Below are 18,413 nucleotides of genomic sequence, written 5' to 3' on the forward strand. Positions count from 1 at the left end.
GACATATCGCCATGCGCGGCTGCCCAAGTGCCATGCGAACAACGGTTGTGCCCGACCTGACGGTCGGCTGAACCGGTGCGTGCCGATCGCGTCTTCGCGTACGGCGCCGCCGCCGGCCTTCTCGGTGACCTGCTGCTCGGCGATCCCCGCCGGGGCCATCCGGTCGCCGCGTTCGGACGCGCCGCGGGAGCCGTCGAGCGGGTGCTGTGGCGGGACCACCGAGGGTGGGGCGCACTGCACACGGCCGTGTGCGCGGGCGGCGCCACCGGGCTCGCGGCGCTCGCGAGTCGTTCCGTACGTGGATCCCGTACCGCCTCCATCGCACTGACCGCCGCCGCCACTTGGGCCGTCGTCGGGGGGACCTCGCTGGGCCGGGAGGCCCGCGCGATCGGCGGCGCGCTCGAAGCCGGCGATGTCGAGGGGGCCCGGGAGCGGCTGCCGCATCTGTGCGGGCGGGATCCGCAGTCGCTCGACGCGGACGGGATCGCCCGGGCCGTCGTCGAGTCCGTCGCCGAGAACACCTCCGACGCCGTGGTGGGGGCTCTTGTGTGGGGCGCGGTGGCCGGCGTTCCCGGGCTCGTCGGGTTCCGCGCCGTCAACACGCTCGACGCGATGGTCGGGCACAAGTCCGCCAAGTACCGGCGCTACGGCTGGGCTTCCGCGCGGCTCGACGATGTCGCGGGCTGGCCGGGCGCGAGGCTCACCGCCGCTCTCGCGGCCGCCGCCGGAGACGACCCGCGGGGCGCCGCGCGCGCCTGGCGGGTGGACGCCTGCAAGCATCCGAGCCCCAACGCCGGGCCCGTGGAGGCTTCGTTCGCGGGGGCGCTCGGTGTGCGGCTCGGCGGGACCCTCGCCTACGGGGGAAGGGTCGAGCACCGGCCGGTACTGAACGGGAAGGGCCGCGCCGTCGCGGTCGGGGACATCGAGCGGGCCGTACGGCTGTCGCGGCGCGTCAGCTGGCTCGCGCTGGGTGTGTGTGTCGCCGGGCGGCTGCTGAGGCCCCGGGGAGGGAACTCATGAGCGGCGGCGGGCTGCTGATCGCCGGAACCACCTCCGACGCGGGCAAGAGCGTCGTGACCGCCGGGATCTGCCGGTGGCTGGTGCGCCAGGGCGTCAAGGTCGCGCCCTTCAAGGCGCAGAACATGTCGCTCAATTCCTTCGTGACGCGTGAGGGCGCCGAGATCGGGCGGGCGCAGGCCATGCAGGCGCAGGCCGCTCGTGTGGAGCCGACCGCGCTGATGAATCCCGTGCTGCTGAAGCCGGGGAGCGACCGGAGCAGTCAGGTCGTGCTCATGGGGAAGCCCGTGGGTGAGATGAGTGCGCGCGGCTACCACGGAGGGCGGCAGGAAGCGCTGCTCGGGACCGTGCTGGAGTGCCTCGCCGAGTTGCGGGGCACGTATGACGCGGTGATCTGCGAGGGGGCGGGGAGTCCGGCCGAGATCAATCTGCGGCGGACGGACATCGTGAACATGGGGATCGCGCGCAACGCGCGGCTGCCCGTGCTCGTCGTCGGTGACATCGACCGCGGGGGCGTCTTCGCGTCGTTCTTCGGGACGGTCGCGCTGCTCTCGCGCGAGGACCAGGAGCTGGTCGCCGGGTTCCTCGTGAACAAGTTCCGCGGGGATGTCTCCCTCCTGGAGCCGGGGCTCGACATGCTCCACGGGCTCACCGGGCGGCCCTCGTACGGCGTGCTGCCCTTCCAGCACGGCCTCGGGATCGACGAGGAGGACGGGCTGCGGGTTTCGATGCGGGGCACGGTCCGGGAGTCGGTGGTGGCCGACCCCGTCGGCCAGGACATCCTGCGGGTCGCCGTCTGCGCCGTCCCCCTGATGTCCAACTTCACGGACGTGGACGCGCTGGCCGCCGAGCCGGGTGTCGTCGTGCGTTTCGTGGACCGGGCCGAGGAGTTGGCCGACGCGGACCTCGTCGTCGTACCGGGGACCCGGGGGACGGTGAAGGCGCTGGAGTGGCTTCGGGAGCGCGGGCTCGCGGACGCGATCGCGCGACGGGCCGCCGAGGGGCGGCCCGTGCTCGGTATCTGCGGCGGCTTCCAGCTCCTCGGCGAGCACATCGAGGACGAGGTCGAGTCGCGGGCAGGTCATGTCGACGGGCTCGGGCTGCTGCCCGTACGGGTGCGGTTCGCGCGGGAGAAGACGCTCACGCGGCCCGTGGGCGAAGCCCTCGGCGAGCCCGTCGAGGGGTACGAGATCCACCATGGCGTCGCCCAAGTCACCGGCGGAGAGCCCTTCTTGGACGGGTGCCGGGTCGGTGAGGTCTGGGGCACGCACTGGCACGGCTCGCTGGAGTCGGACGAGTTCCGGCGCGCCTTCCTGCGCGAGGTGGCGGCCGCCGCGGGCCGTCGTTTCGTGCCGGCCGCCAGTACGTCGTTCGCGGCGCTGCGCGAGGAGCAGCTGGACCGGCTCGGCGATCTGATCGAGGAACACGCGGATACGGACGCGCTGTGGCGGCTCATCGAGTCCGGCGCGCCGACAGGACTGCCTTTCATTCCACCGGGAGCGCCCGCATGAGCACAGTGTTGTTGTTGTCGACCGCCGACACGGATCTGCTGGCGGCCCGGGCCTCCGGCGCCGCGTACCGGATCGGCAATCCGACCCGGGTGGACGTCGCCGCCGAACTCCCCGAGCTCGTCAGGGGCGCGGACCTCGCGGTCGTACGGCTCCTTGGCGGCAAGCGTGCCTGGGAGGACGGGCTCGCCTTCCTCAAGGCGTCGGGCATTCCGACCGTCCTGCTCGGCGGGGAGTCCGTCCCCGACGCGGAGTTGATGGCCGAGTCGTCCGTGCCCGCCGGTGTGGTCGCCGAGGCGCTGCGCTATCTCGTCGAGGGCGGCCCGGAGAACCTGACCGAGCTGGCCCGCTTCCTCTCCGACACCGTGCTGCTCACCGGCGAGGGCTTCGAAGAGCCGCGGAAGACGGCCGAGTTCGGCGTCCACGGCGAGCGTGCGTTCGTCGAGGGGCGCCCGACGATCGGCGTCCTCTTCTACCGGGCGCACGAGCTGTCCGGCAACACCGCCTTCGTCGACACGCTGTGCGACGCGATCGAGGCGCGGGGTGCCAACGCCCTTGCCGTGTACTGCGGTTCGCTGCGCGATGCCGACGCGGGGCTGTACGAGATCCTCGGCAAGTCCGACGCCCTGGTTGCCACGGTCCTCGCGGCGGGCGGCGCCCACGCCTCGAAGGCCTCCGCGGGAGGTGACGAGGAAGCCTGGGACATCGGGGCGCTCGCCGACCTCAACATCCCTGTGCTGCAAGGGCTCTGCCTCACCTCCTCGCATGCCGCGTGGGAGGCCTCCGACGCCGCCCTCTCCCCCATGGACGCGGCGATGCAGGTCGCGATCCCGGAGTTCGACGGACGGCTCATCACCGTGCCGTTCTCCTTCAAGGAGCAGGGCCCGGACGATGTCCCGGTGTACGTCGCCAACCCCGAGCGGGCCGCGCGCGTCGCCGGAATCGCCGTGCGCCACGCCCGGTTGAAGTACAAGCCGAACCAGGACAAGAAGCTCGCGCTCGTCTTCACCGCCTACCCGACGAAGCACTCGCGGGTCGGGAACGCGGTGGGTCTCGACACGCCCGCCTCGGCGGTGCGGGTGCTAGACGCGCTGCGGGGCGCCGGGTACTCCCTGACCGAATACCCGGACAACGGCGACGAGTTGATCCACCGCCTCATCGCGGCCGGCGGCCACGACGTCGAGTGGCTGACCGAGGAACAGCTCGCCTCGGCACCCGCACGCGTGCCGCTCGCCGACTACCAGGCCTGGTTCGACAAGCTCGACCCCGAGCTGCGGAACGGGATGGTCGAGGCGTGGGGCGAGCCCCCGGGCAACCTGTACGTCGACGGGGACGACATCGTGCTGGCCTCCCTCCAGTTCGGGAACGTCGTCGTGATGATCCAGCCGCCGCGCGGCTTCGGCGAGAACCCGATCGCGATCTACCACGACCCGGACATGCCGCCGTCGCACCACTACATGGCCGCGTACCGGTGGCTGGAGAACTCGTTCGGCGCCGACGCCGTCGTCCACATGGGCAAGCACGGCACGATGGAATGGCTGCCGGGCAAGGGGCTCGGCCTCAGCGGAGGCTGCGCGCCCGACGCCGTCCTCGGTGAGCTCCCCCTCATCTACCCCTTCATCGTCAACGACCCCGGCGAGGGCACCCAGGCCAAGCGGCGCGGGCACGCCACGGTCGTCGACCACCTCGTACCGCCGATGGCGCGCGCGGACACGTACGGCGACCTGGCGAAGCTGGAGCAGCTCCTCGACGAGTACGCGCTCGTGTCCGACCTGGACCCGACGAAGGCGCCGGCCGTGCGCGCGCAGATCTGGACGCTGGTCAAGGCGGCCGAGCTGCACCACGACCTGCATGTCGACGACCAGCCGGACGACGGCGACTTCGACTCGTTCGTCATGCACATCGACGGCTATCTGTGCGAGATCAAGGACGTGCAGATCAGGGACGGCCTGCACATTCTCGGCGGCGGCCCGGAGGCCGAACCGCGCGTGAACCTCGTACTGGCCGTGCTGCGGGCCTCCCAGGTGTGGGGCGGTACGGCCAACGCGCTGCCCGGTCTGCGGGCCTGCCTCGCCGAGCATTTCGGCCTGGTCGAGAAGGAGTTGCTCGGCGAGCCCGGTGCACCGGTGAAGGTGCCGGACGGGCTGACCTCGCTGGTCGAGGGGCCTGCGCGGTCCGGCGCCGACGCCATCGACCTCCTTGAGCAGCTGTGCCGCCGGTTCGCGGAGGGCATGGAGGAACGCGGCTGGGATGCGGCGGCCGTCCCCGCTCTCGTACGCGAGGTCGTGGGCGTCGAACTCCCGGACGCCGTCGCGGTGTTGAAGTTCGCCTGCGACGAGGTCGTACCGCGGCTGGCGAAGACAACGGACGAGATCGGACACATCCTCAAGGCACTTGACGGCGGATACATCCCGGCGGGTCCGTCCGGGTCCCCGACCCGCGGGCTGGTCAACGTCCTGCCGACCGGCCGCAACTTCTACTCCGTCGACCCCAAGGCGATCCCGTCCAGACTGAGTTGGGAGGTCGGACAGTCCCTCGCGGACTCGCTGATCCAGCGGTACCTGAGCGACACCGGCGCGTACCCGACGTCCGTCGGCCTCACCGTCTGGGGCACCTCCGCCATGCGCACCCAGGGCGACGACATCGCGGAGATCCTCGCGCTGCTCGGCTGCCGCCCGGTGTGGGACGACGCGTCGCGGCGCGTGACGGGCTTCGAGATCGTGAGCCTCGAAGAGCTGGGCCGGCCGCGGATCGACGTCACGGTCCGTATCTCCGGGTTCTTCCGAGACGCCTTCCCGCACGTGGTCGGTCTCATCGACGACGCGGTACGCGCGGTGGCCGAGCTGGACGAGCCCGCCGACGGCAACTACGTACGCAAGCACGCCGACGAGGACACCGCCGAGCACGGGGACCGGCGGCGCGCGACGGCCCGCATCTTCGGCTCGAAGCCGGGCGCGTACGGGGCCGGACTGCTGCCGCTGATCGACGCGCGGAACTGGCGCTCCGACGCGGACCTCGCCGAGGTGTACGCGGTGTGGGGCGGCTACGCGTACGGGCGCGGGCTCGACGGGCGGGCGGCGCGCGGCGACATGGAGACCGCGTTCAAGCGCATCGCCGTCGCCGCCAAGAACGTCGACACCCGCGAGCACGACCTCGTCGACGCGGACGACTACTTCCAGTACCACGGCGGCATGGTCGCCATGGTGCGGCATCTGACGGGCACCAGCCCCGAGGCGTACGTCGGTGACTCCGCCACGCCCGACCAGGTGAAGACGCGGACCCTCGGCGAGGAGACCCACCGGGTCTTCCGCGCCCGCGTGGTCAACCCCCGCTGGATGGCGGCGATGCGGCGGCACGGCTACAAGGGCGCCTTCGAGATGGCGGCGACCGTCGACTACCTCTTCGGGTACGACGCGACGGCCGGGGTCGTGGACGACTGGATGTACGAGAAGCTCAGCGCGGAGTACGTCTTCGACCCCGAGAACCGGGACTTCATGAAGAAGTCCAACCCCTGGGCGCTGCGCGGGATCACGGAACGGCTCCTTGAAGCGGCCGACCGCGGGCTGTGGGCCGAGCCCGACGCTGACACCCTTGAGCGGCTGCGCGCCACCTATCTGGAGCTCGAAGGCGACTTGGAGGGCGACGACCAGTGAGTACTCCCTTTCCGTTCACGGCCGTTGTCGGCCAGGACGACCTGCGGCTCGCGCTGCTGCTGAACGCGGTGTCGCCCGCGGTGGGCGGCGTGCTGGTGCGCGGCGAGAAGGGCACCGCCAAGTCCACCGCCGTGCGCGCCCTTTCGGTGCTCATCCCGGAGGTGGACGTCGTCGCCGGGTGCCGGTTCTCGTGTGCGCCGGCCTCCCCCGATCCCGCCTGCCCGGACGGGCCGCACGAGGTCGGGCCCGGTACGAAGCGTGCCGCGCGGATGGTGGAGCTGCCAGTCGGTGCCTCCGAGGACCGGCTCGTGGGTGCCCTCGACATCGAGCGGGCGCTCGCGGAGGGCGTGAAGGCCTTCGAGCCGGGGCTGTTGGCCGACGCGCACCGCGGGATCCTGTACGTCGACGAGGTCAATCTTCTGCACGACCACCTGGTCGACCTGTTGCTGGACGCGGCCGCGATGGGTGCCTCGTACGTCGAGCGCGAGGGTGTCTCCGTACGGCATGCCGCCCGTTTCCTGCTCGTCGGGACCATGAACCCCGAAGAGGGGGAACTGCGGCCGCAGTTGCTCGACAGGTTCGGGCTGACCGTCGAGGTCGCCGCCTCGCGGGAGCCCGATCAGCGGGTCGAGGTGGTGCGCAGGAGGCTCGCGTACGACGACGATCCGGAGGGGTTCGCGGCCCGTTGGGACGACGAGGAGTCGGCCGTACGGGCGCGGATCGTGGCGGCGCGTGAGCTGTTGCCGTCCGTGCTGCTCGGGGACGGCGCGCTGCGGCAGATCGCGGCGACCTGCGCGGCCTTCGAGGTGGACGGTATGCGCGCCGACATCGTGATGGCGCGGACGGCGACCGCGCTGGCCGCGTGGGCCGGGCGGACCGAGGTGCTCGCGGAGGACGTACGGCAGGCGGCGCTGCTCGCGCTGCCGCACCGGCGGCGGCGGAATCCCTTCGACGCGCCGGGACTTGACGAGGACAAGCTCGACGAGACGCTGGAGGAGTTCGGCGGACAGGGCGAGGGCGAAGACGATCCGGATCCGGACGGGCCCGGTGGCGGCGGGCAGCCTCCGCAGGAAGACCCCGATGACGGTTCCGGGCCGGGCGAAGCCCCTGCGCAGGCCGAGTCCGGCGAGGGTGGGCAGCCTCAGGGCGGCGGTGAGCAGTCCCCCGTACGGGCCGCCGAGCCCTTCCGTACGAAGGTGCTGAGCGTGCCGGGGCTCGGGGAGGGTGCCGCCGGGCGGCGTTCGCGGGCGCGGACCGAGCATGGGCGGACGACAGGGTCGCGGCGGCCCCAAGGGGCGCTCACCAAGCTGCACTTGGCGGCGACCGTGCAGGCCGCGGCGCCGCATCAGCTGGCGCGCGGGCGGTCGGGGCGCGGGCTCGTCGTACGGCGGGACGATCTGCGGCAGGCCACTCGGGAGGGGCGTGAGGGGAACCTCGTGCTCTTCGTCGTGGACGCCTCCGGATCGATGGCGGCGCGGCAGCGGATGAGTGCCGTGAAGGGTGCGGTGCTTTCGCTGCTGCTCGACGCGTATCAGCGGCGGGACAAGGTGGGGCTCGTGACCTTCCGCGGGTCCGCCGCCGAGGTGGCACTGCCGCCCACCTCTTCGGTGGACGCGGCCGCCGCGCGGCTCGAATCGCTGCCCACCGGTGGGCGGACACCGCTCGCGGCCGGGTTGCTGCGGGCGCACGACGTGCTGCGGGTCGAGCGGCTGCGGGATGCCGCGCGGCGGCCGTTGGTCGTCGTGGTGACGGACGGGCGGGCCACGGGTGGCCCGGAGCCGGTGACGCTCGCGGGGCGTGCGGCGCGGCTGTTCGCGGCCGACTCGGTCGCGTCCGTGGTCGTGGACTGCGAGGCGGGGGCCGTACGGCTGGGTCTTGCCGGGCAGCTCGCTGTGGAGCTCGGGGGCACCGCGGTGACCTTGGACGAGTTGCGGGCCGATTCCATCGCCGGTCTGGTCAGGGACGTGCAGGGCAACAGCAGGAGGGCCGCGTAATGCCGCAGGGGCAGCCGAGTGTCGTGCCGGACGACGGGCTGACGACACGTCAGCGGCGGAACCGGCCGCTCGTCGTGGTGCACACGGGGGTGGGAAAGGGGAAGTCCACCGCCGCGTTCGGGCTCGCCCTGCGCGCCTGGAATCAGGGGTGGCCCATCGGGGTGTTCCAGTTCGTCAAATCGGCGAAGTGGAAGGTCGGCGAGGAGAACGCGCTGCGGGTGCTCGGCGCCAGCGGCGAGGGCGGGTCCGTCGACTGGCACAAGATGGGCGAGGGCTGGTCCTGGGTGCAGCGCGACTCCCAGATGGACAACGAGGAGAAGGCGCGCGAGGGCTGGGAGCAGGTCAAGCGGGACCTCGCCGCCGAGACGTACCAGCTGTACGTGCTGGACGAGTTCGCCTACCCCATGCACTGGGGATGGATCGACGTCGACGAGGTCGTGGCCGTGCTGCGGGACCGGCCTGGGACCCAGCATGTGGTGATCACCGGGCGCAACGCTCCCGAGAAGCTGGTGGAGTTCGCCGATCTGGTGACCGACATGTCCAAGGTCAAGCATCCGATGGACGCCGGTCAGAAGGGCCAGAGGGGCATCGAGTGGTGATTTCCGTTCCTCGGCTGGTCATTGCCGCGCCTTCGTCGGGCAGCGGCAAGACCACCGTTGCCACGGGGCTGATGGCGGCGTTCGCCTCGCGGGGGCTCGCCGTGTCCGGGCACAAGGTGGGGCCCGACTACATCGATCCCGGGTATCACGCGCTCGCCACCGGGCGTGTGGGGCGGAATCTCGACGCCTATCTGTGTGGGGCGGAGTTGATCGCGCCGTTGTTCGGGCATGGGGCCCGGGGGTGCGATGTCGCTGTTGTCGAGGGTGTGATGGGGCTGTACGACGGGGCCGCCGGGGAGGGGGAGTTGGCCTCCACGGCTCATGTGGCGAAGTTGCTGCGGGCGCCGGTGGTGCTGGTTGTCGATGCTTCGTCGCAGGCTCGGTCCGTGGCCGCGTTGGTGCATGGGTTCGCGTCCTGGGATCCCGAGGTGCGGGTGGCCGGGGTGATTCTGAACAAGGTGGGGTCCGAGCGGCATGAGGTGATGCTGCGGGAGGCTCTCGACGAGTCCGGGGTGCCGGTGCTCGGGGTTCTGCGGCGCGCTCCTCAGGTGGATACGCCTTCTCGGCATCTGGGGCTGGTGCCTGTTGCCGAGCGGCGGGCGGAGGCCGTTTCGGCGGTTGGCGCGATGGCCTCGCAGGTGCGGGAGGGGTGTGATCTCGGGGCGCTGCTTGCGTTGGCGCGTAGTGCTCCCGCGTTGTCGGGTGCGGCTTGGGATGTGGCTGAGGTTGTTGTTTCCTCGCCCCCTCCGCCCCTTCCCGTTCCCGAACTCGGGGGCTGCGCCCCCGAACCCCCCTTCGCCCGAAGGGCTCGTCCTCAAACGCCGGACGGGCTAAAAACACCAATCGTCGCCGTCGCCGGAGGGCCCGCCTTCACCTTCTCCTACGCCGAACACGCCGAGCTGCTCACCGCCGCCGGGGCCGAAGTCGTCACCTTTGACCCTCTCCGTGATGAGCAACTGCCCGAAGGTGTCGGCGGGTTGGTCATCGGAGGCGGGTTCCCCGAGGTGTACGCGCCTGAGCTGTCTGCCAATGAGCCGTTGCGGAAGGCTGTTGCGGCGCTCGCCGAGCGTGGGGCGCCGGTCGCCGCCGAGTGTGCCGGGCTGCTGTATCTGTCGCGTGAGCTCGACGGGCAGCCCATGTGCGGGGTCATCGACGCCAAGGCCCGTATGGACGAGCGGCTGACGCTCGGATACCGGGACGCCGTCGCCGTGTCCGACAGTGTGCTCGCCGTGGCGGGGACGCGGATGCGCGGGCACGAGTTTCACCGGACCGTGGTCGAGCCCGGCGCCGGGGCGGCTCCCGCCTGGGGGGTGCACGCCCCTCGGAAGCGGGTCGAAGGTTTCGTACAACAAGGTGTGCACGCGAGTTATCTGCACACGCACTGGGCGTCGGAGCCCGGTGTCGCCCGTCGGTTCGTGGAGAGGTGCCTGACGTCATGAGCAGCAAGCTGATCGGGGTCGGGGTCGGGCCCGGCGACCCGGAGCTGGTGACCGTCAAGGGCGTCAACGCTCTGCGCGCCGCCGAGGTCGTCGTCGTACCCGTGATGGACACGGGAGAGCGGGGGCGAGCGGAGGCGACCGTCCTGCACTACGTGCCCCAGGAGAAGGTCGTCCGGGTCGTGTTCGCGCTGAACGAGCGGACCGACCGGGGGCGGCGTGAGGCCGCCTGGGACGCTGCCGGGGAGCGGGTGGCCGGGCTGCTGCGGGCGCACGCGACCGTGGCCTTCGCCACCATCGGCGATCCCAACGTGTACTCGACGTTCACCTATCTCGCGCAGACCATCGCGGAGCTGGTGCCGGGGACCGTCGTCGAGACCGTGCCCGGTATCACCGCCATGCAGGATCTCGCCGCGCGGTCGGGGGCGGTGCTCACGGAGGGGACCGAGCCGCTCACCCTCGTTCCGGTGACCGCGGGGGCGGCCGTGCTCAAGGACGCCCTGAACGGGCCCGGCACCGTCGTCGCGTACAAGTTCGGGCGGCAGGCCCAGGAAGTGGCCAAGGCGCTGCGCGAGACCGGGCGGCTCGACGACGCCGTGTGGGGGTCCGCGCTCGGTCTCGAGAACGAGTCCATCCGGCCCGCGGCCGAACTCGACGGCGGGCCGCTGCCCTACCTCTCCACGCTCATCGCGCCCGCGCGGCGCGAGGGCGGACGCGGCGGGAAGTTGTGAGCCGTCCCGGCGAGGGCTCAGCCCGCGAGGCCCACCACCAGCCAGATGAAGCCCGCGCCCGCGATCGTGCACAGCAGGGTCGAGCGGGCGGGGTGTTCGTGGTGTGCCTCGGGGAGGATCTCGGCGGCGGCGAGGTAGAGGAGCACGCCGCCGAAGAGGCCGAGATAGCAGCCGAGCAGTCGCTCCGGGATGGTGACGAAGAGCGTCGAGGCGGCGCCGGCCACGGGGGCCACCGCGTCGGCCACGAGCATCATGATCGCCTTGCGGCGGTCGTTCCCGTACAGGCTCGTGAGCGTGTAGGTGTTGAAGCCGTCCGCGAAGTCGTGGGCGATCACGGCGAGGGCCACCGCCAGGCCCATTCCGCCGCCTACCTGGAAGGCCGCGCCGATCGCCACGCCGTCCATCGCGCTGTGGCCGACCATCGCGGCGGCCGCCGTCAGGCCGACCTCCGGCGCCCGGCCGCCGTTCTCCTCGGCGCCGTGCGCCGCCTGCCGGGCGGCCAGCAGGCGTTCCACCAGGTGGGCGAGGAGGAATCCGGCCACGAACAGCAGCAGCGCGGCCGGTACGCCGAACACCTCGTCGCCCGCCGCGCTCAGCGCCTCCGGCAGCAGATCCAGGCCGACCACGCCGAGCATCAGCCCGCCGGCCAGGCCGAGGACCAGATGACGGCGGTCGGTCACCCGCTGTGCCGTCCAGCCGCCGGCCAGCGTCATCAGGAACGCGCCGAGCGCGACGAGGACCGCCATAGCCCCTTGCTATCCGATCAACCGCCGTTCACGCACGCCCGTGGCCCCGTGTCCGCGTGTACGCCCTGAAGTTTCGTCACGCACGCGTCACGCACGCACCGTTCGAGCGCACTGATGTTCCGCATGTTCCGCATGTTCTGTAGGAGAGGACCCCATCCCATGGCCGATGCCCCCACCGGCAAGGTGACGATCGTCGGTGCCGGCCCCGGCGCCGCCGACCTGCTGACGTTCCGCGCCGCGCGCGCCATCGCCGAGGCCGACGTCGTGATCTGGGCGGCCAGCCTGGTGCAGGCGGAGGTCCTCGACCACGCGCGCGAGGGCGCGGAGATCCTGGACTCGGCGACGATGTCCCTCGAGGACGTCGTGGCCGTGTACGAGCGGGCCGCCGAGGAGGGGCTGAAGGTGGCCCGCATCCACTCCGGCGACCCGGCGCTGTGGGGCGGCACTCAGGAGCAGCTCGACCGGTGTGCGGACATCGGGGTCGAGACCGAGATCATCCCGGGTGTCTCGTCCTTCTCCGCCGTGGCCGCGCTCGCGCAGCGCGAGCTGACGATTCCCGAGGTCGCGCAGTCCGTGATCCTCACCCGGCTCGGCGGCGGCAAGACGCCGATGCCGCCGGGCGAGGAAGTACGGGAGTTCGCCCGGCACGGGACGACGATGGCGCTGTTCCTGTCGGCGGCGCGCAGCGGTCAGCTGGTGCGCGAGCTGCTGGAGGGCGGCTATCCGACGTCCACGCCGGTCGTGGTGGCGTACCAGGTGACCTGGCCGGAGGAGCTGCTCGTGAAGTGCACGATCGAGACGCTGGAGGAGACGGTCAAGGAGCACAAGCTCTGGAAGCACACCCTCTTCCTGGTCGGCCCCGCGCTCGACGCGAGCGGCACGCGCTCGCACCTCTACCACCCCGGTCACTTCCACGAGTTCCGCAAGGCCGACCCGCGGGCGCGTGCGGAACTGCGCGCGGAGCGGAGCGCGGCTCGCAGCGCGGCTCGCAGTGCGGCTCGTAAGGGCAGTCCATCGTGACCACGGCGGTGGGGACAGGTGTGATCACCGTCTTCGGTACGGGTACGGGGGCGCCGTTGCCTCCCGAGGCGGTGTCCGCCGTTGCCGAGGCCGGGCTCGTCGTCGGGGCCCGGCGGCATCTGGCGGCGGCACGGCTGCCGGAAGGGGCGGAGCGCGTCGTGCTCGGTCCGCTCGCACCCGCGCTCGACGAGATCGAGCGATACGTGAACAAGGTGGACGAGCAGGGGCGGGTCGTCGTGCTCGCCTCCGGTGATCCCGGGTTCTTCGGGATCGTGCGGGCGCTGGCCGAACGCTTCGGGGCGGAGCGGCTGGACGTCCGGCCCGGTGTCTCGTCCGTCGCCACCGCCTTCGCCCGGCTGGGGCTGCCCTGGGACGACGCCGTGGTGGTCAGTGCGCACGGCCGTGATCTGCGTACGGCGGTCAACGTCTGCCGGTCGCAGCCGAAGGTGGCCGTGCTGACCGGTCCCGGCTCGGGACCCGCGGAGCTGGGCGCCGCGCTCGCCTACCGCTGCGGGGACCGTGTGCTCTTCGTCGCGAGCGCCCTGGGCAACCCCGGGCACGAGCGCGTGGAGCGGGTCACGCCCGCGGAGGCCGCGGCCCGTGACTGGGGTACGGCGGTGAGCGTCGTCCTGTGCCTGGACGAGTCGCGTGCCCTCGCCACCGTGCGGACCATGGCCGGGCCGTCCGCCGGACCCGTCCAATGGGCCCTGGACGAGAGCGAGTTCGCCCACCGCGACTCGATGATCAGCAAGTTCGAGGTACGGGCACTCGCGCTGGCCCGGATCGGGCCGCGGCTCGGCGAACTGGTCTGGGACGTCGGCGCGGGCTCCGGGTCCGTCGCCGTCGAGTGCGCGCGGTTCGGTGCCGCCGTCACCGCGATCGAGAAGACGCGGGACGGCTGCGACCGCATCCGCGCCAACGCCGAGGCGCACGGCGTCGACGTACAGGTCGTGCACGGCGCCGCGCCGACGGTGCTGTCCGATCTGGACGACCCGGACGCGGTCTTCATCGGCGGCGGCGGGCGCGAACTGCCCGCCATCGTCACGGCCTGCGCGCGGCGGGCCAGGCGGGCCGTCGTCATCGCCATGGCCGCCCTCGACCGGGTTCCCGCGGCCCGGGACGCGCTCACCGGTGCCGGGTTCGACTGCGGCGGCGTACTGCTGCAGTCCTCCCGGCTCGCGCCGCTGCCGGGTGGCGTCGACCGGCTCGCGGCCACCAATCCCGTTTTTCTGCTGTGGGGCGTCCGGCCTCCGGCCTGTACCGAAGGAGTCCCCCAGTGATCGGCCTGATTTCCGCCACGGCGGCGGGCGCGGCTGCCCGTGACCGGCTGGCCGCGGCTTGGCCCACGCGTGCGCGGGTGTACGAGGGGTCCGTCGGGGACGCCGTTCGGCGGGCGTTCGCCGAGTGCGACCAAGTCGTGTGCTTTCTTGCGACGGGGGCCGTTGTGCGGCTACTGGCTCCGCTGTTGAGCGACAAGGCGTCCGACCCGGGGGTCGTGTGCGTCGACGAGGGCGGGCGGTTCGCCGTGTCCCTCGTGGGGGGCCACGGGGGTGGCGCCAATGAACTCGCCCGCGAGGTGGGTGAGTTGCTCGGGGCCGAGCCTGTGGTGACCACTGCGACCGACTCCGTCGGGGTGCCGGGGCTGGATACGCTCGGGTTTCCTGTGGAGGGAGACGTCGCCGGGGTTTCTCGGGCCATGTTGGACGGGGAGCCCATTGCGCTTGAGGCGTTGGTCAGTTGGCCTCTGCCTGCGCTGCCGTCGAATGTGGGGAGCCCGGCGCTGGAAGCTGTGCCCACCCGTCCCGCCCTGCGGGACGATTGCCCACAGCGGTACCGGATCTTCCTCACCGACCGTGTCCTTGAGCCCGCCGACCGTGAAGTGATCCTCCGTCCACCCTCCCTCGTCATCGGCATCGGCGCCTCCAAGGGTGCCCCCGTCGACGAAGTCCTCGGGCTCGTCCAAGACGCCCTGCGGGACGCCGGGTTGTCGGTGAAGTCCGTCGCCGAACTCGCGACCGTCGATGCCAAGGCCGGGGAGCCGGGCATCGTCGGAGCCGCCGAGCGGCTCGGGGTGCCCGTGGTGACGTACGGCGCCGAGGAGTTGGCGGGCGTCGAGGTGCCGAACCCCTCGGACGCGCCGCTCGCCGCCGTCGGCACTCCCTCTGTCGCGGAGGCCGCGGCGCTCGTGGGCGGGGGTGAACTCCTCGTGCCCAAGCGGAAGTCGGTACGTGCGGACGGGCAGCCGGCGATGGCCACCTGTGCGGTCGTACGCCGGGTCGCGCGCGGTCGGCTCGCGGTGGTCGGGCTCGGGCCCGGTGCCCGTGATCTGCTGACGCCGCGCGCGAAGGCGGAGCTGCGGCGGGCGTCCGTGCTCGTCGGGCTCGACCAGTACGTCGACCAGATCCGCGATCTGCTGCGTCCGGGTACCCGCGTTCTGGAGTCGGGGCTCGGCGCCGAGGAGGAGCGGGCGCGTACGGCGGTCGCGGAGGCCCGGCGCGGGCAGGCGGTCGCGCTGATCGGCAGCGGGGACGCGGGGGTGTACGCGATGGCGTCGCCCGCGCTGGCCGAGGCGTCCGACGACATCGACGTGGTCGGGGTGCCCGGGGTGACGGCCGCGCTGGCGGCGGCGGCGATCCTGGGCGCGCCGCTGGGGCACGACCATGTGTCGATCAGCCTCTCCGATCTGCACACTCCGTGGGAGGTCATCGAGCGTCGGGTACGGGCGGCGGCCGAGGCCGACATCGTCGTGACGTTCTACAACCCGCGCAGCCGGGGCCGGGACTGGCAGCTTCCCAAGGCGCTGGCGATCCTCGGCGAGCACCGGGAGCCGACGACGCCGGTCGGTGTCGTACGGAATGCTTCACGGCCGGACGAATCCAGTCGTCTCAGCACTCTCTCGGGACTCGACCCGGCGACGGTGGACATGATGACCGTGGTGACCGTGGGCAACACGGCGACCCGTGAGGTCGCCGGCCGTATGGTGACGCCGCGCGGCTACCGCTGGCAGGAGGAGGCCAAGTGAGCGCTACGACCGGGGTGCCCCGAGTGGTGCACCCGATCGAGCAGGAGTCCTTCCGGCGGCTGCGCACGCGCCTGGACACCTCGCACTTCCCGCCGCTGACGCGGGCGGTCGTGGAACGGGTCATCCACTCCGCGGCCGACCTCGACTACGCGGCGGATCTCGTCACCGACGAACACGCCCTGGAGCGGGCGCATGCCGCGCTGCACGCCGGGGCGCCCGTCGTCGTCGACGTCGAGATGGTCGCGGCTGGCATCACCCGCCGCGACACCGTCTGCCGCCTGAAGGACGCCAAGTCCGGCCCGGGGCTGACCCGTTCGGCACACGCGATCCGGCTCGCGTACGAGGATGTCGGGCCCGGCGCGCTCTGGGTGATCGGCTGTGCGCCGACCGCCCTGGAGGAACTGCTGACCCTGAACGCCGACCCGGCGCTCGTCATCGGTCTGCCCGTCGGTTTCGTCGGCGCGGCCGAGTCCAAGGCCGCGTTGCGCGAGAGCGGGCTGCCTTCGGTCAGCAACGTGTCCGAGAAGGGCGGCTCCGCGGTCGCCGCGGCGGCGCTCAACGCCCTGCTGTACCACCCCGTATCCAAGGCTTTCGAGCCCGCTAAGGAGAAATCGTGACCACCCCGTCCCCCGCCCTGCTCATCGCCGGACACGGCACCCGGGATGCGGCCGGAGCCGAGGCCTTCCGTGACTTCGTAAGGGAGTTGGGGCGCCGGCACCCCGAACTGCCCGTCGCGGGCGGGTTCATCGAGCTGTCCCCGCCGCCGCTGGGTGACGCCGTGGCCGAGCTGGTCGAGCAGGGGGTACGGCGTTTCGCCGCCGTTCCGCTGATGCTGGTGTCCGCCGGGCACGCCAAGGGGGACATCCCTGCGGCGCTGGCCCGTGAGAAGGAGCGGCACCCCGGGATCTCGTACACGTACGGGCGCCCGCTGGGCCCGCACCCGGCGCTCCTCGCCGTCCTCGAACGGCGCCTCGACGAGGCCCTCGGCTCCACTTCCCGTACTCCCCAGGACCGGGCGGATGTGACCGTCCTGCTGGTGGGGCGCGGCTCCACCGATCCGGACGCCAACGCCGAGGTGCTCAAGGCGGCCCGGCTGCTGTGGGAGGGCCGGGGTTACGCGGGCGTCGAGACGGCGTTCGTGTCGCTGGCCGCGCCCGATGTGCCGTCCGGGCTCGACCGCTGCGTGAAGCTGGGCGCGCGCCGGATCGTCGTCCTCCCCTACTTCCTCTTCACCGGCATCCTGCCGGACCGGGTGCGCCAGCAGACCGAGGGCTGGGCGGCCGCGCATCCGGACGTCGAGGTGCGCTCCGCCGATGTCATCGGTCCCGAGCCGGAGTTGCTCGACCTGGTCATGGAGCGCTACCGCGAGGCCGTGCGGGGCGACCTGCGGATGAACTGCGACTCCTGCGTCTACCGCATCGCCCTGCCCGGCTTCGAGGACAAGGTCGGCCTGCCCCAGCAGCCGCACTTCCATCCCGACGACGACGGTGACCACCACCACGGACACCACGGACACCACCATGAAGGCCATGCACACTCCCACGCACACTGAGGGCGCGTCCGACGGCGACGCACACGATCTGCGGCACCACGGGGACGCCGAGGTGCGCGACGACGGTTCGGCGCTCGTCGATCTCGCGGTGAACGTCCGCGCGGACACGCCTCCCGAGTGGCTGCGCGAGCGGATCGCCGCCTCGCTGACCGGGCTCGCGGCCTATCCCGACGGGCGGGAGGCGCGGGCCGCGGTGGCCGCGCGGCACGGGCTGCCCGTCGAGCGGGTGCTGCTCACCGCGGGGGCCGCCGAGGCCTTCGTGCTGCTCGCGCGTGCCCTGAAGGTGCGCCGGCCCCTGGTCGTGCATCCGCAGTTCACCGAGCCCGAGGCTGCGCTGCGGGATGCCGGGCACTCCGTCGACCGTGTTCTGCTCCGCGCGGAGGACGGTTTCCGGCTCGACCCTGCGGCCGTTCCCGAGGACGCGGATCTCGTCGTGATCGGGAATCCGACCAATCCGACGTCCGTGCTGCATCCGGCTCGTCTGATCGCCGAACTCGCTCGGCCCTGGCGGACGTTGGTCGTCGATGAGGCGTTCATGGACGCCGTGCCGGATGAGCGGGAGGCGCTCGCCGGGCGGACGGATGTGCCCGGGCTCGTGGTGTTGCGCAGCCTCACGAAGACGTGGGGGCTGGCCGGGCTTCGTATCGGCTACGTCCTCGCCGCCGCCGAGACGATCGCTCAGCTGGAGCGGGCTCAGCCGTTGTGGCCGGTGTCCACGCCCGCGCTTGCGGCGGCCTCGGCGTGTGTGTCCTCCCGGGCGCTCGCGGAGGCCGCGCACGCTGCTCATCGGGTTGCGGCGGATCGGGCCCATCTGGTGGCTGGGCTCAAGGAGTTCGAGGCGGACGGGTTGTGGGTGGTGGAGCCTCCGGAGGGGCCGTTCGTGCTGGTGCGGCTGCCTCGGGCCGGCCTTGTGCGGCGGCAGTTGCGGGGGCTGGGGTTCGCCGTGCGGCGGGGGGACACGTTTCCCGGGCTGGGTGAGGAGTGGATTCGGCTGGCTGTTCGGGACCGGGTGACTGTGAACGGGTTCTTGCTGGCGTTGGATCGGGCGGTGACGGTGGTTGGGGGGTGACGGGGGTGGTTTTCGCCCCCTCCGCCCCTACCCGTCCCTTGCTCCTGGGGCTCCGCCCCAGACCCC

At 72.2% G+C, this 18,413-nt stretch carries 14 protein-coding genes; 13 read left to right on the top strand and 1 reads right to left on the bottom strand.

Annotated elements, in window-relative coordinates:
* The first annotated feature begins 75 nt into the window (after positions 1-75).
* The 7 genes from OG219_RS11655 to cobI are packed head-to-tail and all read left to right on the top strand — an operon-like array spanning position 76 to position 10,938.
* The gene (locus OG219_RS11655; protein WP_266825585.1) at positions 76-1,020 is read left to right on the top strand and encodes a cobalamin biosynthesis protein; all 945 of its coding nucleotides are present in this window, start codon (positions 76-78) and stop codon (positions 1,018-1,020) included.
* Positions 1,017-2,528, top strand: a complete 1,512-nt coding sequence (locus OG219_RS11660; RefSeq protein ID WP_266825587.1) for a cobyric acid synthase — start codon at positions 1,017-1,019, stop codon at positions 2,526-2,528. The genes OG219_RS11655 and OG219_RS11660 overlap by 4 nt, the downstream gene beginning before the upstream one ends.
* Positions 2,525-6,178: a cobaltochelatase subunit CobN gene (gene cobN / locus OG219_RS11665; RefSeq protein ID WP_266825589.1), complete on the top strand. Its 3,654-nt coding sequence runs from the start codon at positions 2,525-2,527 to the stop codon at positions 6,176-6,178. The genes OG219_RS11660 and cobN overlap by 4 nt, the downstream gene beginning before the upstream one ends.
* Positions 6,175-8,172 carry a putative cobaltochelatase gene (locus OG219_RS11670; protein WP_266825591.1) on the top strand — a complete coding sequence of 666 codons (1,998 nt, stop codon included), beginning with the start codon at positions 6,175-6,177 and terminating at the stop codon, positions 8,170-8,172. The genes cobN and OG219_RS11670 overlap by 4 nt, the downstream gene beginning before the upstream one ends.
* Positions 8,172-8,771, top strand: a complete 600-nt coding sequence (gene cobO, locus OG219_RS11675; protein WP_266825593.1) for a cob(I)yrinic acid a,c-diamide adenosyltransferase — start codon at positions 8,172-8,174, stop codon at positions 8,769-8,771. The genes OG219_RS11670 and cobO overlap by 1 nt, the downstream gene beginning before the upstream one ends.
* Positions 8,765-10,210: a cobyrinate a,c-diamide synthase gene (locus OG219_RS11680; protein ID WP_266825595.1), complete on the top strand. Its 1,446-nt coding sequence runs from the start codon at positions 8,765-8,767 to the stop codon at positions 10,208-10,210. The genes cobO and OG219_RS11680 overlap by 7 nt, the downstream gene beginning before the upstream one ends.
* A complete protein-coding gene (gene cobI / locus OG219_RS11685; protein WP_266825597.1) occupies positions 10,207-10,938 on the top strand; it encodes a precorrin-2 C(20)-methyltransferase in 732 nt (243 codons plus the stop codon). Before OG219_RS11680 ends, cobI begins: the two co-directional genes overlap by 4 nt.
* A 17-nt stretch (positions 10,939-10,955) precedes the next feature.
* Here the strand turns inward: cobI and OG219_RS11690 are convergent, their stop codons facing one another.
* A complete protein-coding gene (locus OG219_RS11690) occupies positions 10,956-11,684 on the bottom strand; it encodes a ZIP family metal transporter (RefSeq protein WP_266825599.1) in 729 nt (242 codons plus the stop codon).
* Positions 11,685-11,843: 159 nt separating this feature from the next.
* Between OG219_RS11690 and cobM the strand changes: the two genes are divergently transcribed.
* From cobM to cobC, 6 genes are read left to right on the top strand one after another with little or no spacing between them, the layout of a single operon-like run.
* On the top strand, positions 11,844-12,704 hold the full coding sequence (gene cobM, locus OG219_RS11695) for a precorrin-4 C(11)-methyltransferase (RefSeq protein ID WP_266825601.1): 861 nt from the start codon (positions 11,844-11,846) through the stop codon (positions 12,702-12,704).
* A 20-nt stretch (positions 12,705-12,724) separates the two neighbouring features.
* Positions 12,725-13,984 (top strand): precorrin-6y C5,15-methyltransferase (decarboxylating) subunit CbiE, encoded by a 1,260-nt coding sequence (gene cbiE / locus OG219_RS11700; protein WP_266836066.1) that lies wholly within the window; start codon positions 12,725-12,727, stop codon positions 13,982-13,984.
* On the top strand, positions 13,981-15,726 hold the full coding sequence (gene cobJ, locus OG219_RS11705) for a precorrin-3B C(17)-methyltransferase (protein WP_266825603.1): 1,746 nt from the start codon (positions 13,981-13,983) through the stop codon (positions 15,724-15,726). The genes cbiE and cobJ overlap by 4 nt, the downstream gene beginning before the upstream one ends.
* A 14-nt stretch (positions 15,727-15,740) precedes the next feature.
* Positions 15,741-16,343: a precorrin-8X methylmutase gene (locus OG219_RS11710; RefSeq protein ID WP_266836067.1), complete on the top strand. Its 603-nt coding sequence runs from the start codon at positions 15,741-15,743 to the stop codon at positions 16,341-16,343.
* On the top strand, positions 16,340-17,278 hold the full coding sequence (locus OG219_RS11715; RefSeq protein ID WP_266825605.1) for a sirohydrochlorin chelatase: 939 nt from the start codon (positions 16,340-16,342) through the stop codon (positions 17,276-17,278). The genes OG219_RS11710 and OG219_RS11715 overlap by 4 nt, the downstream gene beginning before the upstream one ends.
* Positions 17,256-18,347: an Rv2231c family pyridoxal phosphate-dependent protein CobC gene (gene cobC / locus OG219_RS11720; RefSeq protein WP_266836068.1), complete on the top strand. Its 1,092-nt coding sequence runs from the start codon at positions 17,256-17,258 to the stop codon at positions 18,345-18,347. Before OG219_RS11715 ends, cobC begins: the two co-directional genes overlap by 23 nt.
* Positions 18,348-18,413: the final 66 nt, after the last annotated feature.

Source organism: Streptomyces sp. NBC_00038 (assembly GCF_026343635.1).
Lineage (GTDB): Bacteria > Actinomycetota > Actinomycetes > Streptomycetales > Streptomycetaceae > Streptomyces.

Excerpts from the sequence above, each read along its gene's own strand:
- OG219_RS11660 (WP_266825587.1), top strand. The coding sequence starts at position 1,017 with ATGAGCGGCGGCGGGCTGCTGATCGCCGGAACCACCTCCGACGCGGGC.
- cobN (WP_266825589.1), top strand. The coding sequence starts at position 2,525 with ATGAGCACAGTGTTGTTGTTGTCGACCGCCGACACGGATCTGCTGGCG.
- cobO (WP_266825593.1), top strand. The coding sequence starts at position 8,172 with ATGCCGCAGGGGCAGCCGAGTGTCGTGCCGGACGACGGGCTGACGACA.
- cobI (WP_266825597.1), top strand. The coding sequence starts at position 10,207 with ATGAGCAGCAAGCTGATCGGGGTCGGGGTCGGGCCCGGCGACCCGGAG.
- OG219_RS11690 (WP_266825599.1), bottom strand. The coding sequence starts at position 11,684 with ATGGCGGTCCTCGTCGCGCTCGGCGCGTTCCTGATGACGCTGGCCGGC.
- cobM (WP_266825601.1), top strand. The coding sequence starts at position 11,844 with ATGGCCGATGCCCCCACCGGCAAGGTGACGATCGTCGGTGCCGGCCCC.
- cobC (WP_266836068.1), top strand. The coding sequence starts at position 17,256 with ATGCACACTCCCACGCACACTGAGGGCGCGTCCGACGGCGACGCACAC.